This window comes from Methanovulcanius yangii, from assembly GCF_018687785.1.
GTDB classification, from domain to species: Archaea; Halobacteriota; Methanomicrobia; order Methanomicrobiales; family Methanomicrobiaceae; genus Methanovulcanius; species Methanovulcanius yangii.
This window is the reverse complement of the sequence record NZ_LTBL01000001.1, coordinates 445,492-459,457: the sequence shown is the minus strand read 5'-3', so window position 1 is coordinate 459,457 and position 13,966 is coordinate 445,492. Positions and strand designations below refer to the sequence as shown.

Below are 13,966 nucleotides of genomic sequence, written 5' to 3'. Positions count from 1 at the left end.
TAATCATTGGCAGTCCGAACATATTCACTATGCTAGTATGTAGCATGCTAACATATAACATAATCGCTCCGAGAGCCCGTTCTGGCCCTTTGAACCTGAAAAAAAATAGAGATTAACGGGATTTTGGAGCGCCGGCCCTTGAACCACGCGGCATTGCGATTTTTCCGGTTCTCACAAGCTCCTTTATTCCATATTGATCGAGAAGACTCTCAAGGGCATTGATTTTCGAGGTGTCGCCGGTTACTTCAAGTATCACCGTCTTCTTTCCGACATCCACGATGCGAGCACGGAAATGATCGGCAAGCTGCATCACCTCCGCTCGCGTACTTCCCGGTTCTGCCTGCACCTTGATGAGGGCAATTTCACGGGCAACGTGATCAACATAGGTGAGATCCGTTACCTTCACCACCTCAATGAGTTTATTTAGCTGTTTTTTAATCTGCTCGATCGCCTCGTCATCGCCAATGGACACGACGGTAATCCGGCTCATATCAGGTTCTTCAGAAGTCCCGACTGCAAGACTCTCGATGTTGTATCCACGTCTGGTGAAGAGACCGGCAACCCGTGAGAGAACACCGGGTTTGTTCTCAACGAGGATACTCAGCGTATGTGGTTTCATTTCCTCTCCCCCAGTATCATCTCATTGATGGCAGCTCCTGCTGGTACCATCGGCATCACATTCTCCTCTCTCTCGATACGGAAATCCAGCACAAACGGCCCGTCCGCAGCCAGAGCCGCTTCAAATGCCGGGCGAACGTCCTCCGGGCGATCCACCCGAAGTCCCGGGACGCCATAGGCCTCCGCCACTTTGACAAAGTCTACAGGAGTAAGTTCGGTATAGGAATAGCGCCTCTCATAGAAGAGCTCCTGCCACTGCCGGACCATACCCAGATACTGGTTATTCAGGACGGCGATCTTCACAGGAATATTATACTGGGCCACCGTTGCCAGTTCCTGGATATTCATCTGGAAACTGCCATCTCCTGCGATATCAAACACCGGCTCACCAGGACATGCAACCGCCGCACCAATTGCGGCGGGGAATCCATACCCCATCGTCCCAAGGCCGCCGGAGGATATCCACTGGCGTGGACGGCGGAAACAGAAATGCTGGGCAGCCCACATCTGATTCTGCCCGACTTCGGTCACAATAATGCCCCTGCCATCCAGGATATCCGAGAGTTCCTTTACAATGAACTGAGGCCGGAGTTTCCCATCATCCGGATAGGATGTCGGGAAATCACGCTTCCACTGCTCAATTCGTTCATTCCACTGGCGCGGCACACTCTCATGATTATCTTCATGAAGCATCTGCCTGAGGACAATCTTCACATCTCCGACGATGGGAATATCCACCCGTTTATTCTTGCCAATCTCGGCAGGATCGATGTCGATATGAATGATATCCGCATTCGGGGCAAAGGCTTCGACCTTCCCGGTGACACGGTCGTCAAACCGGACCCCGACGGCAATCAGGAGATCACATTCCGTCACAGCATAATTCGCATATTCCGTGCCATGCATTCCAAGCATACCCAGACTGAGCGGATGATCACAGGGGATGGCCCCCAGACCCATCAGCGTCGTGGTCACCGGAATATTCCATTTTTCAGCGAAACGGACGAGATCCTCAGATCCACCTGACGAGATAACCCCTCCGCCGGCATAAATCAGCGGACGGTCAGCCACGGCAATCCGTTGTATGGCTTTCTCTATCATTAGGCGATGTCCCTGCAGGGTCGGCTGGTATCCCCTTAATGATACCAGAGAGTCCGATTCCATATCATAGTCAGCGGTGCCGGTCGTTACATCCTTCGGCAGATCAACCAAAACCGGCCCCTGCCTCCCGGAACCGGCAATATAAAATGCCTCATGGATGATACGCCCCAGCTCTTCGGTGCGGGGAACCAGATAATTATGCTTTGTGATGGGGAGAGTGATCCCCGTTATATCCGACTCCTGAAAGGCATCCCTCCCCAGAAGGGAGGTTGGCACCTGCCCGGTGATAGCAATAACCGGTGTTGAATCCATATAGGCCGTCGCGATACCCGTAACCAGATTGCAGGCTCCGGGACCGGAAGTAGCGAGGCAGACTCCGACTTTCCCGCTTGCCCGCGCATATCCGTCTGCTGCATGGACTGCAGCCTGCTCGTGACGAACAAGGATATGGCGGATATCAGAGTCATAGAGCTCATCATAAATAGGAAGGACCGAACCACCAGGATATCCGAATATGGTGTCGACTCCTTCTTTTGCCAGGCTCTCAAAGAGAATCTTTGCCCCGCTTTTCATTGTCTTCCCTCAATAAACGATTCATCCCTGCAACGACCGCCTCGACACTTGCTGTGATTATATCGGTGCGCGCTCCGCGGGATGTTAATAATTTACCGTCCTTACTCAATTTAACAGTTACATCAACAAGGGCATCGGTCCCCCCTTCAATGGCACTGACATGATAATCCTCAAGGACGATATCACCAACCCCGCTGACCGACTCACGAAGGGCCCGGATGACCGCATCAACGGGACCGTTTCCGGTTGATGCACCGGTAATTTCCATGTTGTTGACAGACATGGTAACCGAAGCGGTCGGTATGGAACGGTTTCCTGAGACCACCGTAAACTGCCTGAGGTTAAGGACCGGAGCACATTCTATCTGAAGAACGGCATCGGCAATCGTCATGAGATCCGTATCGGTGATTCGTTTACCCTCATCCCCAAGAGCCTTGATGCGCCTGACTATCGCCGCAAGCTGTTCAGCGTTCACCTGATATCCAAGTTCCTGAAGCGATGCCTGAACTGAAGCACTTCCGGAATGTTTCCCGAGAACGATCCGCCGCTTACGTCCGACACGTTCGGGCGGGATTGGTTCGTAGGTCTTTGCATTCTTCAGTACCCCATGGGCATGAATGCCAGATTCATGGGTAAATGCCATCGAGCCCACGATCGCTTTGTTGGCGGGCAATGCGATGCCCGTCAACCTTGATACAAGCGTGGATAGCTGGTATATATGCTCTGTTTTGATCCCTGTCGAGACGCCATACAATACTTCCAGCGACATCACCACTTCTTCGAAAGGCGTGTTGCCGGCGCGTTCTCCCAGGCCGTTGACAGTAACATGTGCACACGATGCGCCAGCTTTCAGGGCTGCAATGGTATTCGCAAGAGCAAAGCCAAGGTCGTTATGACAATGGATACTTAGTGGCGCAAATAAAAGCGGAGGGATCACTTCTCCCGCCCTCTCGGGAGTCATAAGACCTACCGTATCGCAGAAACACAACCGGTCCGCTCCATGCTCAACACCTTCCCTAAAAAGGGAGCGCAAATATGTCTGGTCGGCACGTGATGCGTCTTCACCGGAGAGTTCAACGATAAGGCCACGATCCTTTGCATACTCGACGGCCTTCACTGCCATCGTACGGATCTGTTCACGGTCCTTTCGTAATTTTTCCCTGATATGAAGATCACTTACGGGCACAACAAGGTGGACAGAGTCTGCGCCTGCATCCGCTGCAAGGTCAATATCCTGCTCAAGCGCCCGTACATACGTACAGCACTCAATGCCAAGTCCTGCTTCCGTGATACGCCGGATTGCCGCCAGTTCACCTTCAGATGCGGCTGCAGAGCCAGCTTCTACAACATGGACTCCGATATCAGCCAGAGAAGAAGCGATCTCAAATTTTTGTTCAGGATTAAGGGTGACACCAGGTGTCTGTTCCCCATCTCTCAGGGTAGTGTCAAAAAAGCGTAGCTTATCGAATAATAAAGCACTCACTCATAGGATTTCTCACCCGTACCTATATTCTTCAAACCTCTTCTTAAAAGTTGGCTTCAATGAGGATACAGCCAAAATCGGTAAAAAAAATATAATTTAATGCCGGAAATGCCGGGTTCCGGTGAAGACCATCGCGACATTCAGGCGGTTTGCGGCTTTGATGACAATATCATCCCTGATAGAACCTCCTGGCTGAATGAGAGCGGTTGCACCGGCATTTACCGCTTCTTCAAGGGCGTCGGGGAACGGGAGAAATGCATCTGATGCAACCGACGATCCGTTCAGTGGGGCGTTTGCCTTGGACACGGCAATCTTTGCAGCATCAACCCGGCTCATCTGACCTGCTCCAATACCGAGGGTTGCCACAGAATCAGCAAAGATGATCGTGTTGCTCTTGGTGTGTTTACATACTTTCCATGCGAGTTTCATTGCCTCCATCTCCTGCGATGTGGGTTCCCGCTCGGTCACTACCTGCCACTCTTCTGCATACATCTCCGGAGTCCGTTGAACCAGCGCCCCCCCGTCAATGGAGCGGAGTGCATCGGCCGGCTCATTCTCAGGAACATAAAGGATACGCATGTTTTCCTTCTTCGACATTATTTTCAGGGCAGATTCGGTGTAGGACGGTGCGATTACCACTTCAACAAATGTTGAAGCAATTTCTTCTGCCACATCATCGCCGATTTCCCTGTTCATCGCGATAACCGAACCATATGCAGAGACCGGATCAACCTCGCGCGCTCTTACGTACGCTTCAATCAGACTGGCGCCGACGGCAACACCGCATGGATTGTTGTGCTTGACGATCACCGCTGCCGGAACATCGAACTCCCGGACCAGGCCGACCGCAGCATCCGCATCCAGATAATTGTTATAGGACATTTGCTTGCCCTGAATCGGAATCTGGACGGCAATACCTTTGTCACCATAGACTGCAGCCTTCTGATGGGGATTCTCTCCATACCTGAGTGTCCGGCCGTTACGGAGCTGTACTGTCAGAACTTCAGGGAATTCACTCTCGAGACCATAGAGATAGTTGGATATGGCCGCGTCATAGGATGCGGTGCGGGCAAATACCTTCTTTGCGAGAGAGAGACGTTCATCCGCACTAAATTCACCGCGTTTGACGGCATCCATTACTAGTGGGTAATCGGAGGGATCCATAACCACAGCAACATCGCGGAAATTCTTTGCCGAGGCACGGATCATTGCCGGCCCTCCTATGTCGATATATTCCACGAGTTCATCGAGCGGGAGGCCGGAGGCCGCCATCTCTTCAAACGGATAGAGATTAACCACGACGAGATCAATGGGCTCAATGCCGTTGCGTGACATCTCATCGTCATCCTTCCCCCGCCTGCCAAGCAGCCCGCCATGCACCTTCGGATGGAGCGTTTTAACCCGTCCATCCATCATTTCCGGCCATCCGGTATATTCCGACACTTCGGTAAATTCGATACCGGCTTCTGAAAGAGCCTTTCCTGTGCCCCCCGAGCTTATGATATTTATATTGTGTTCGGCAAGAATACGGGCCAGGTCGACAAGTCCCGTCTTATCCCATACTGATAGGAGTGCATTTTTCATGCCTCCTTATTGCGCACACAATAACAAAAGATTAATGACGATCTCCACCAGTCCGACAGTAAAAATTATGCGACCGACAGTGGGTTCTTCCGGGAGGATGCCCCCTCACCAGCGGGAGGAGGAATTCATTTCGGATGCAGCATCCACGGATTTATTTTACTCATGTGCCATAGATATACTGGTGAGAGAACCCATATTCCGGCAGAGCATTTACTGGTGTCCTGAATGCAATGTCCCTCTTATCGCCCGTACATGCGGATGCGGCACCAGAGGAGAAGAGCTGCCGCTTCTCAAACCATATGATGTCAGGCCTGCGCTGTCACATGATAGAAACCTGATACTGGATCTCCTGAAGAAACGCTTTGGCATAGAACGCCTTCCGGAGATCATTCTCTTCAATAAAACCGGCGGTCTCGACAGAAATGATCTGATTATTATGAATGGTCGAAGGTTCGGATGGCTGACCTTTGATCCTTTTACCCGTGAATATTCCATCGAGATTACATCCGAGGGTCTTGCCACGGTCCTGGATCAGATCCGGGACGGCGTTGTGGATATCACCGATGAAGTGAAGAAGGGGGGCAAACGACGTATTGGCGGGAAAAAAATTTCCATTCCCTGTGATATCGATGACGGTCCCGTCATTTTGAAATCCGGACTCCTCTATGGCACAGGAATATATAACAGCGGAACCCTCCGTGTCAAAAAGATTGGCCCTGTCGAACCGGAATCATGGAAGAATCCTTCATGGGAGGATGCAATCAGGTGCAATAAACCCCACCTGAAGAACCTGGAACGACACGCCATCAGATTCATCAAATACCACCGGAATGACAGACAGACATGTAATGTCTCCTTCTCCGGGGGTAAGGATTCGACCGTTGTTCATGAACTTGCCAGACGGGCAGGAGTTACAGAGAGCTATTTTGTTGACACCGGCATGGAATTTCCGGAGACTGTACAATTTGTCCGCGAAACTGACATACCGACCATACTCTCGGGGCCGGATTTTCAAAAGGGGCTGGAGATCCACGGTCTTCCTAAGAAAGACAGCAGATGGTGCTGTGAATATCTGAAGCTTGAGCCGGTGAGCAGATGGCTCCAGACGCGGGGCCCATGTGTAACAGTACAGGGAAACCGCTGGTATGAATCCTTTGCACGTTCTACCCTTCCCGGGGCGATTGAGAATCCGTTCAATCCGAATCAGCTTAACATATCACCTATCCGGGCTTGGAGAGCCCTTGAGGTATTTCTTTATATCTGGTGGAGGGAACTTCCGGTCAACCCACTTTATGAACAGGGTCTCGAACGGGTCGGATGCTGGATGTGTCCTGCGATGCTGGAGGCAGAAACAGGAATTGCACGGGAAAAACTTCCGGAAAAATACCAGAAATGGGATACAATGTTAAGGAAATATGGAGGGAGGGAAGGCATGACCGAAGATGCGCTTCGCTGTGGATTATGGCGGTGGGACACCCTCCCCCCAAAAATGGTTGAACTCGTAAAAGAGCATAAAATCAAAATTAAGCGATAATAATAGATTAAATTCTATTTATAGCTTTATTATGGCCCCATTCAAAGAATTAGAGCCAAATTTCTCAGGAATTGGTTTGTTCTTTGGACAATAATTATATAGAACCACTAACCATTAATTATGTATACCTTTTACACAACGCCACACGGCAGGTTGGAATATGACGAAAGAAGAGAACACTGCAGCCGGTCCAGGACAAAAGGACCCCGATACATCCAAAGAATCCCCGGTCAAACAGAATTCGGGCCAGGATCTCAATGAAGGAGTCCCTTCCGCGACTGAACTCGAAACGCTTCAAACCGAGAATGCAGTGCTACAGGATCGCTACCTTCGTCTTGCCGCCGACTTTGAAAACTATCGCAGGCGCATGACAAAGGAAGTATCCGAACGATCGTTTCGTGCCACTGAAGAATTTGCGGTTGAAATCCTTGATATCGTGGACAATATGGAACGTGCATTGGCAATCGAGGATACGCAAAATATCAGGGAAGGTCTCGAGCAGATTTACAAACTTCTGAGTAATGTTCTCAACCGGTATGAGATAACCCCTCTTGAATGCGTGAACAAACCCTTTGATCCCGAAACTCAGGAAGCAATTGCCTATATCCCTTCAGAAAAAGATGAAGGGACGGTTATTGACGAAGTGGTAAAGGGGTATCGCATGAAGGATCGGGTTATCAGATGTGCCCGTGTAGCCGTTTCGCAAGGAAAACCAAAGGAGGAATAACATGGCATCTGAAAAAATTCTCGGAATTGATCTTGGAACCACCAACTCATGTATGTCAATCATGGAAGGAGGAAAGGCTGTCGTAATCCCGAATGCGGAAGGTGGCAGAACGACCCCCTCCGTTGTAGCATTTTCCAAGGACGGCGAACGACTGGTCGGTTCAGTCGCGAAACGTCAGGCAATTACCAACCCCCAGAAGACCATCATCTCCATAAAACGGGATATGGGAACTGACCGGAAAGTAGCAATCGACGACAAGAGCTACACTCCCCAGGAGATCTCCGCAATGATTCTCCAGAAGCTCAAGGCTGATGCGGAGGCATATCTGGGGGAAAAGATCTCCAAGGCAGTCATCACTGTTCCTGCATATTTCAATGATGCCCAGCGTCAGGCAACCAAGGATGCAGGGAAGATTGCAGGCCTGGAGGTCATGCGTATCATCAACGAACCCACCGCAAGTGCCCTTGCCTATGGCATCGACAAGGAAGAGGATGTGACAGTACTGGTGTACGATCTCGGCGGCGGCACCTTTGATGTCTCGATCCTCACTCTTGGAGATGGCGTCTTCGAGGTACAGGCAACCGCGGGAGACAACCATCTCGGCGGAGATGATTTCGACCAGAGAGTTCTCGATCACCTCGTCGAGGAGTTCAAAAAGAAGGAAGGCATCGACCTGAAAAATGATGTCATGGCGATGCAGCGCCTTCGTGATGCTGCCGAAAACGCCAAAAAGGAGCTCTCGACGGTCCAGAAGACGAATATAAACCTCCCATACATCACCACCGATTCCTCCGGTCCAAAATTCCTCGACATAGACCTCACACGGGCCAAATTCGAACAGCTCATCGAGGATCTCGTCGACAGGACCATCGGCCCGGTCAAACAGGCACTTGACGATGCCGGCATCAAGGCATCCGGAATCGACCATGTCCTTCTCGTCGGTGGTTCGACTCGTGTCCCGATGGTCCAGGAGAAGATCAAGGCAGTCCTCCACAAGGATGCAGACAAGGGTATCAACCCGGACGAATGCGTTGCCATCGGTGCGGCAATCCAGGGAGGAGTCCTTTCCGGGGAGGCAAAGGACGTTGTTCTTCTGGATGTTACGCCGCTGACCCTTTCCATCGAGACCCTTGGCGGCATCGCGACCAAACTGATTGAAAGGAATACAACGATTCCTACCCGCAAGAGCCAGATCTTCACGACGGCAGCTGACAATCAGACATCTGTCGAAATCCATGTCATCCAGGGAGAACGCGCTCTCGCGAAAGACAACTTCACCCTCGGCAAGTTCCAGCTCACCGGCATTCCACCGGCACCACGCGGCATTCCCCAGATAGAAGTCGGCTTTGATATCGATGCAAATGGTATCATCAATGTCTCTGCAAAGGATCTCGGCAGCGGCAATGAACAGGCAATCACCATCTCCGGCAACAAGCGCCTCTCCGAGAAGGAGATTGAGGAGATGGTGAACAAAGCCAAGCAGTATGAGGAAGAAGACCAGAAGAACCGCGAAGAGATAGAAATTCGCAATACTGCCGACACTGCTGTCTTCTCTGCAGAAAAACTGGTCAGGGAATCGGCCGACAAGATCAGCGAAGAGGAAAAGAAGAAGATCGAGGAAGCTGCCGAAGAGGTCAAAACGGCCATTGAGGGCGACGACATCGAGGCAATCAAGACAGCAACCGAATCCCTGACAGAGGCCGTCTATGCCGTAACGGTCAAACTCTATCAGGAGGCTGCTGCCCAGGCTCAGTCGGAGGGCGGGGCCGAACAGGCATCTGCCTCAGCAAGTGAAGATGATGTCGTCGATGCGGAATACGAAGTAAAGGGCGACAACAAGAAGGAATAAACCGGTGCGAAGAATGGGTGGGAAAAACTACTATGACATCCTTAATGTCCCAAAGAATGCGGACCAGAGTGAGATAAAGAAGGCCTACCGGACCCTCACAAAAAAGTACCACCCTGATATCAGCAAGGAGGAGAACGCAGAAGAGAAATTCAAAGAGATCAACGAGGCCTACAGCGTCCTCTCCGACCAACAGAAGCGGGCCCAGTATGACCAGTTTGGCCACGAGGCGTACACGAATGCCTCCAAGGGCTCCTACCAGGGCGGAGGGGGATATGGAGGCGGCTTTAACGCCGACTTTGGTGGTTTCGGAGATATCTTTGACTCCTTCTTCGGTGGTGGACGATCCGCACGGCGCGGCCCGCAACCCGGTGCGGATCTCCTGATGAGGATACAGGTCACCCTAAAGGATGCAGTCTTCGGCGTCGACCGCGACATTGAGGTCATGCACAACGAACCCTGTTCGCATTGCGACGGAACAGGGAGTGAGAACAAAAAGACGAAAGTCTGTCCCCGATGTGGCGGCAGTGGACAGGAACGTCGGGCAAACAATACCCCCTTCGGACAGTTTGTCAGCATGACGACCTGCTCTATGTGCAATGGAAGTGGACGGCTCCCTGAAGAGCGGTGCACTGTCTGTAAGGGAACCGGCCATGAACGGGTAAAACGGACGATTACCGTCAATATCCCTGCAGGAATCGAATCCGGAATGCGGCTCAGAATGGAGGGATATGGAGAGGCCGGCGATCCGGGGGCACCCAATGGAGATCTCTTCATCGAAATTCAGGTCATCCCGGATAAAAAATTCACCCGTGTTGGTGACAATCTCGAGATGACCGTAGAGATCAGCCCGGCGCAGGCGGTGATTGGGACACGCATACTCATCAGGACCATCGATGACCGTGAGGTCGAGCTGAAAGTCCCTCCGGGAGTGCAGTACAACACCGCATTGAAAATTCCGGGAGAAGGAATACGCAGACGGGGCAGGCCCGGAGACCTTCTTGTCAGGACAAAGATTGTCATTCCAAAGCATCTCTCAGGTGAGGAGAAAGATCTGTATACCAAGATTCTGGATATCGAGGGACACTCAAAAAAAGAGGGATCCAAAGGGTTCTTCCAGGATCTGAAGGACAAGATGAAATAATCAGATATACCTCCTCTCTCTTTTCCGGTTTTTCCGGATATTGTACCCAATAAAGGTCCATCCGCCTGACCAGGAAAACAGGGCATACTGAGTATTTGAAGGCAATTGAAGAGAATTCGTTCGAAGGCATCCTCCTTCGTCCCTGAAAATATCCAGAATCAGACACCAATATCAAATCCAAAATATTTATTCATGATAATTCTCCCGGAAACCTGCAAATTTGACGCATATTAATGGGTGGCCCACCATCATCATCTGAATTGGGAGGTCTTCCGGATACGGACTCTTTTTATCAATTGGAATTCTACCCATAACCTGAATTTCATTCATGAACGAGGAGAACTCCACAGGTTCGCCGGGGAAAACGCAGTATTCTGTTCCCTTCCGTCCGGCGACCCGGGCAGCCTGCGGGGAAGAGGACGATAATGCGATATATATTTGAACTATCTGGTGAACACCCCGAAATTCCATTCGCAGAACTGGAGTGCATGGGGTATGTCACTTGGCGTGACACACAGACTGCAGTTGTTGAGACCGATAGTCCCGAAGCCGGGTCCAGACTTGCGTATACCCATATTGTTATGGAATGGCTTGGGGAGTGCGAACCGGAATATGCGGAGATCAAAGAGTTAGTACAATCCTGCCATATCTCCACGGAAAAGACCTATGCCGCAAGGGTGAAGAAAATGCAGGATGCCGACATCCCGGAATCCCAGCTTGAACTGGAACGAATGGTCGGGTCCTGTGTTCAGGGCACCGTTTCATTGCATGACCCCGAGGAGATCTATCGTCTCATAGTCACTGCCCGCCGGTGCTATTTTGGGAAAGTACTCTATTCGATTGATCGTGGTTCATTCGGGTATAGAAATCCGATGCGACGAGCCTTTTTCCATCCGGGAGTAATGATGCCGATTCTGGCCAGAGGGCTTGTCAATCTCGCCATGGTCCGGGACGGCGACCTCCTCTATGATCCGTTCTGTGGAACCGGGGGAGTCCTCCTCGAAGGAGAAATGATTGGTGCAAAAGTACTGGGAAGTGATATGGATAGGACGATGCTCAGGGGATGCAGGGAGAACCTTCCCTCCGCACAGCTATTTCAGGCGGATGCCACAGTATTGCCTATAGGCAACGATGCGATCGACGCTGTTGTCACCGACCTCCCATACGGACAGTCCGTCTGTATCATGGCTGAAAGTATGGAGCATCTCTACTCAAGGTCTCTCACGGAAATACGTCGCATCCTCAAACCTGGTGGACGTGCGATTGTGGTAACGCATGTGGATATAGACACCCTGGCAGCAGAGTATTTTACCATTATTGCATCCTATCGCCAGCGAGTGCACAAGAGCCTCACACGAAGGATCCTGGTTCTTTCCTGATTGGGAAATGATCCCAAAGCATAGTGATATAGTCCTTCAATAGAAAACATTGGGCATCCGCCGCTGATGAAGTGGCAGATGAACGGCAGGAACAGGGAAAAGACCGGATTCCTGCGTGAGTGTGCACAATATGAATACAATTTCATGGATAAAAAAACGATTTCAACGCCATACCCCTGACCGGGAAAGTGCAAAAAAGGCGATCCGACACCTGAAAAAAACCGAGAAAAAACAGCTTTTCAGTGATGAACTCTCTCAGATGCGGGCTGCAGAAGGACGGTGGTACGAATCGCTGATCTATGAGATCATGCTGGACATTGCCATGGAATCCGACAATATCTCGGGCATTGTCCGGAAAGGAGCTGATGCCCCATTCCCTCCGATTGAAGTGAAAATGGGTCAGAACGGCCTTTTTTACTCGAACAGAGGGGATATCAACATACGGGGAAATGGTCAGGATATCGCAGAAGTCGATCTCCTGTTCACAGCCGGTGACGGAAGAATCGGATTTGCCGAGATCGTCACCTCAGGTTCCGATCTCAGAGAACTCGAGGAAGAGGTGCACTATAAAAAGAGTTTGCTCGGGTACCTGTATGGGCAGCCATCAGTACCTTTCATTCTCTTCTCATCGGTTGACATATCACGATCCTCCGTCATCCGGCGACTGGTCAAAGAAACGGAGAGTGTTCTCATCATGACCAGTTCGTGTGAAGAACTGAAATTGCTCCTGAAAAGGGCATCGATAAAAGGGATACCTCGCCAGCCGATTCGACACCCCAAGCTTATTGACCTTTCCGTTCTCCAGCCGCGCAGGCCTTTCAATTACAAAAATATCCATGATCGCCGTCGCGATCGACTCATGAAGGAGATGATGAAACGAAAAAGTCCGGATGATTTTATCAAAAAGGACGACATGCCGCCCATTGTCAAAAAAATTCTTTTCGGAGCGGTAAATGAATCCGCCTCACAGGCTCTGTGGGAAGGAAGAAGTTTCAAAATCAAAGAGAAACGCTACACCTATGAAGAGATTTCAAAGGAATTTACAAAGATTGTCCTCGCCATTGATCTTCCGGCGTATGAACCTGTCATTTACCTGAGGTCAAAGAAGAAAAAGGAATACCTGAAAGTTGTCGTACGGAAGTCAGGCGGGTTCCGCGTGGAAAGTAAAAGAACGCCCAGAATGACAGGATTTTTTCTCTGGCTGGAAATACTCAAGCCATCACTGGGAGCGGATGTTGCAGAAAGGTATGCTGAAATATTCCTCCAGAATGCCTGAATCCTCTTCAGGTCTCACTGAAGCCTTACTGTCGTTGCGGGGAAAAAAAGGATTGGAAATTACTCGTGAGAACATTCGTGGTGCCCATCTTCGTGATGACACATGCTCTCGCCCTGCGTGATTGAACCGCTGATAAACAATGCTGGAATATCCTCAACAGGACCTTCGACACCAAGGAGAACTTCGATTCCCTGTTCACAGAAAAGGTCCACGGCACGCGGCCCCATGCCGCCTGCAATAACGTGGGTAACTCCATGCCCGGCGAGAAATGCGGGGAGGGCTCCGGGGGTATGGCCGGGACTTCTGACCATTTCATTACTCACAATCGTTCCGTTCTCTATCGTCACAAGAGTGTATTCTGAACAATGCCCAAAGTGTGCGGAGACATATCCACTCTCTGTCGCGATTCCAAGACGTACAGAATTATCCGCCATTGTTTCACCAGCGCCCCTGACGACGACCGCCAAATCCACCACACCGGCCTCTCCCGCATCCACGGGGGCGCCCGCCGCGACCGACACCGTATATCACCGGCGTTCCTTCCGGAGTATTTCCATTTTCCTTTACAATTCCTTCCGGACTGCAGGTACCCAGACCCCGTCCGGTCATTGGTCCAAGTCCACGTGGACCGGTTCTGTCAAACCCTGGCATAGATATCACTGATTCGCCAATAATTACACATATGCGTAAAAATTAATAAA

At 50.9% G+C, this 13,966-nt stretch carries 13 protein-coding genes; 6 read left to right on the top strand and 7 right to left on the bottom strand.

What is annotated here, in order from left to right; all coding sequences use genetic code 11:
* Window positions 1–112 precede the first annotated feature (112 nt).
* The 4 genes from ilvN to purH form a co-directional block, all read right to left on the bottom strand.
* Window positions 113–619 carry an acetolactate synthase small subunit gene (gene ilvN / locus AZH53_RS02360; RefSeq protein WP_319641949.1) on the bottom strand — a complete coding sequence of 169 codons (507 nt, stop codon included), beginning with the start codon at window positions 617–619 and terminating at the stop codon, window positions 113–115.
* Window positions 616–2,292 (bottom strand): biosynthetic-type acetolactate synthase large subunit, encoded by a 1,677-nt coding sequence (ilvB, locus tag AZH53_RS02355; protein ID WP_319641948.1) that lies wholly within the window; start codon window positions 2,290–2,292, stop codon window positions 616–618. The genes ilvN and ilvB overlap by 4 nt, the downstream gene beginning before the upstream one ends.
* Window positions 2,264–3,775, bottom strand: coding sequence for a 2-isopropylmalate synthase (locus AZH53_RS02350; protein WP_319641947.1), 1,512 nt, complete (start codon window positions 3,773–3,775; stop codon window positions 2,264–2,266). Before AZH53_RS02350 ends, ilvB begins: the two co-directional genes overlap by 29 nt.
* A 96-nt stretch (window positions 3,776–3,871) precedes the next feature.
* Window positions 3,872–5,359: a bifunctional phosphoribosylaminoimidazolecarboxamide formyltransferase/IMP cyclohydrolase gene (gene purH, locus AZH53_RS02345; protein WP_319641946.1), complete on the bottom strand. Its 1,488-nt coding sequence runs from the start codon at window positions 5,357–5,359 to the stop codon at window positions 3,872–3,874.
* A gap of 34 nt (window positions 5,360–5,393) precedes the next feature.
* Between purH and AZH53_RS02340 the strand changes: the two genes are divergently transcribed.
* The 4 genes from AZH53_RS02340 to dnaJ all read left to right on the top strand — a co-directional run bounded on the left by AZH53_RS02340 (window position 5,394) and on the right by dnaJ (window position 10,610).
* Window positions 5,394–6,893 (top strand): phosphoadenosine phosphosulfate reductase domain-containing protein, encoded by a 1,500-nt coding sequence (locus AZH53_RS02340; protein ID WP_319641945.1) that lies wholly within the window; start codon window positions 5,394–5,396, stop codon window positions 6,891–6,893.
* A gap of 160 nt (window positions 6,894–7,053) precedes the next feature.
* Window positions 7,054–7,620 carry a nucleotide exchange factor GrpE gene (locus AZH53_RS02335; RefSeq protein ID WP_319641944.1) on the top strand — a complete coding sequence of 189 codons (567 nt, stop codon included), beginning with the start codon at window positions 7,054–7,056 and terminating at the stop codon, window positions 7,618–7,620.
* 1 nt (window position 7,621) lies between these two features.
* Complete coding sequence (dnaK, locus tag AZH53_RS02330) at window positions 7,622–9,469, top strand: molecular chaperone DnaK (protein WP_319641943.1); 1,848 nt, start codon at window positions 7,622–7,624, stop codon at window positions 9,467–9,469.
* 13 nt (window positions 9,470–9,482) lie between these two features.
* A complete protein-coding gene (dnaJ, locus tag AZH53_RS02325; protein ID WP_319641942.1) occupies window positions 9,483–10,610 on the top strand; it encodes a molecular chaperone DnaJ in 1,128 nt (375 codons plus the stop codon).
* Window positions 10,611–10,796: 186 nt separating this feature from the next.
* On the opposite strand, the gene AZH53_RS02320 is transcribed toward dnaJ, so the two are convergent.
* On the bottom strand, window positions 10,797–11,081 hold the full coding sequence (locus tag AZH53_RS02320; protein ID WP_319641941.1) for a hypothetical protein: 285 nt from the start codon (window positions 11,079–11,081) through the stop codon (window positions 10,797–10,799).
* A gap of 17 nt (window positions 11,082–11,098) precedes the next feature.
* Here AZH53_RS02320 and AZH53_RS02315 point away from each other — a divergent pair, with 17 nt between their 5' ends.
* Together AZH53_RS02315 and AZH53_RS02310 are read left to right on the top strand one after the other, a co-directional pair.
* Window positions 11,099–11,989: a methyltransferase domain-containing protein gene (locus AZH53_RS02315; protein ID WP_319641940.1), complete on the top strand. Its 891-nt coding sequence runs from the start codon at window positions 11,099–11,101 to the stop codon at window positions 11,987–11,989.
* A gap of 259 nt (window positions 11,990–12,248) precedes the next feature.
* Window positions 12,249–13,265: a hypothetical protein gene (locus tag AZH53_RS02310; RefSeq protein WP_319641939.1), complete on the top strand. Its 1,017-nt coding sequence runs from the start codon at window positions 12,249–12,251 to the stop codon at window positions 13,263–13,265.
* Window positions 13,266–13,324: 59 nt separating this feature from the next.
* Here AZH53_RS02310 and AZH53_RS02305 read toward each other — a convergent pair whose 3' ends face one another.
* Together AZH53_RS02305 and AZH53_RS02300 are read right to left on the bottom strand one after the other, a co-directional pair.
* Complete coding sequence (locus AZH53_RS02305; protein ID WP_319641938.1) at window positions 13,325–13,786, bottom strand: NifB/NifX family molybdenum-iron cluster-binding protein; 462 nt, start codon at window positions 13,784–13,786, stop codon at window positions 13,325–13,327.
* Window positions 13,704–13,874 carry a hypothetical protein gene (locus AZH53_RS02300; RefSeq protein ID WP_319643624.1) on the bottom strand — a complete coding sequence of 57 codons (171 nt, stop codon included), beginning with the start codon at window positions 13,872–13,874 and terminating at the stop codon, window positions 13,704–13,706. The genes AZH53_RS02305 and AZH53_RS02300 overlap by 83 nt, the downstream gene beginning before the upstream one ends.
* Window positions 13,875–13,966: the final 92 nt, after the last annotated feature.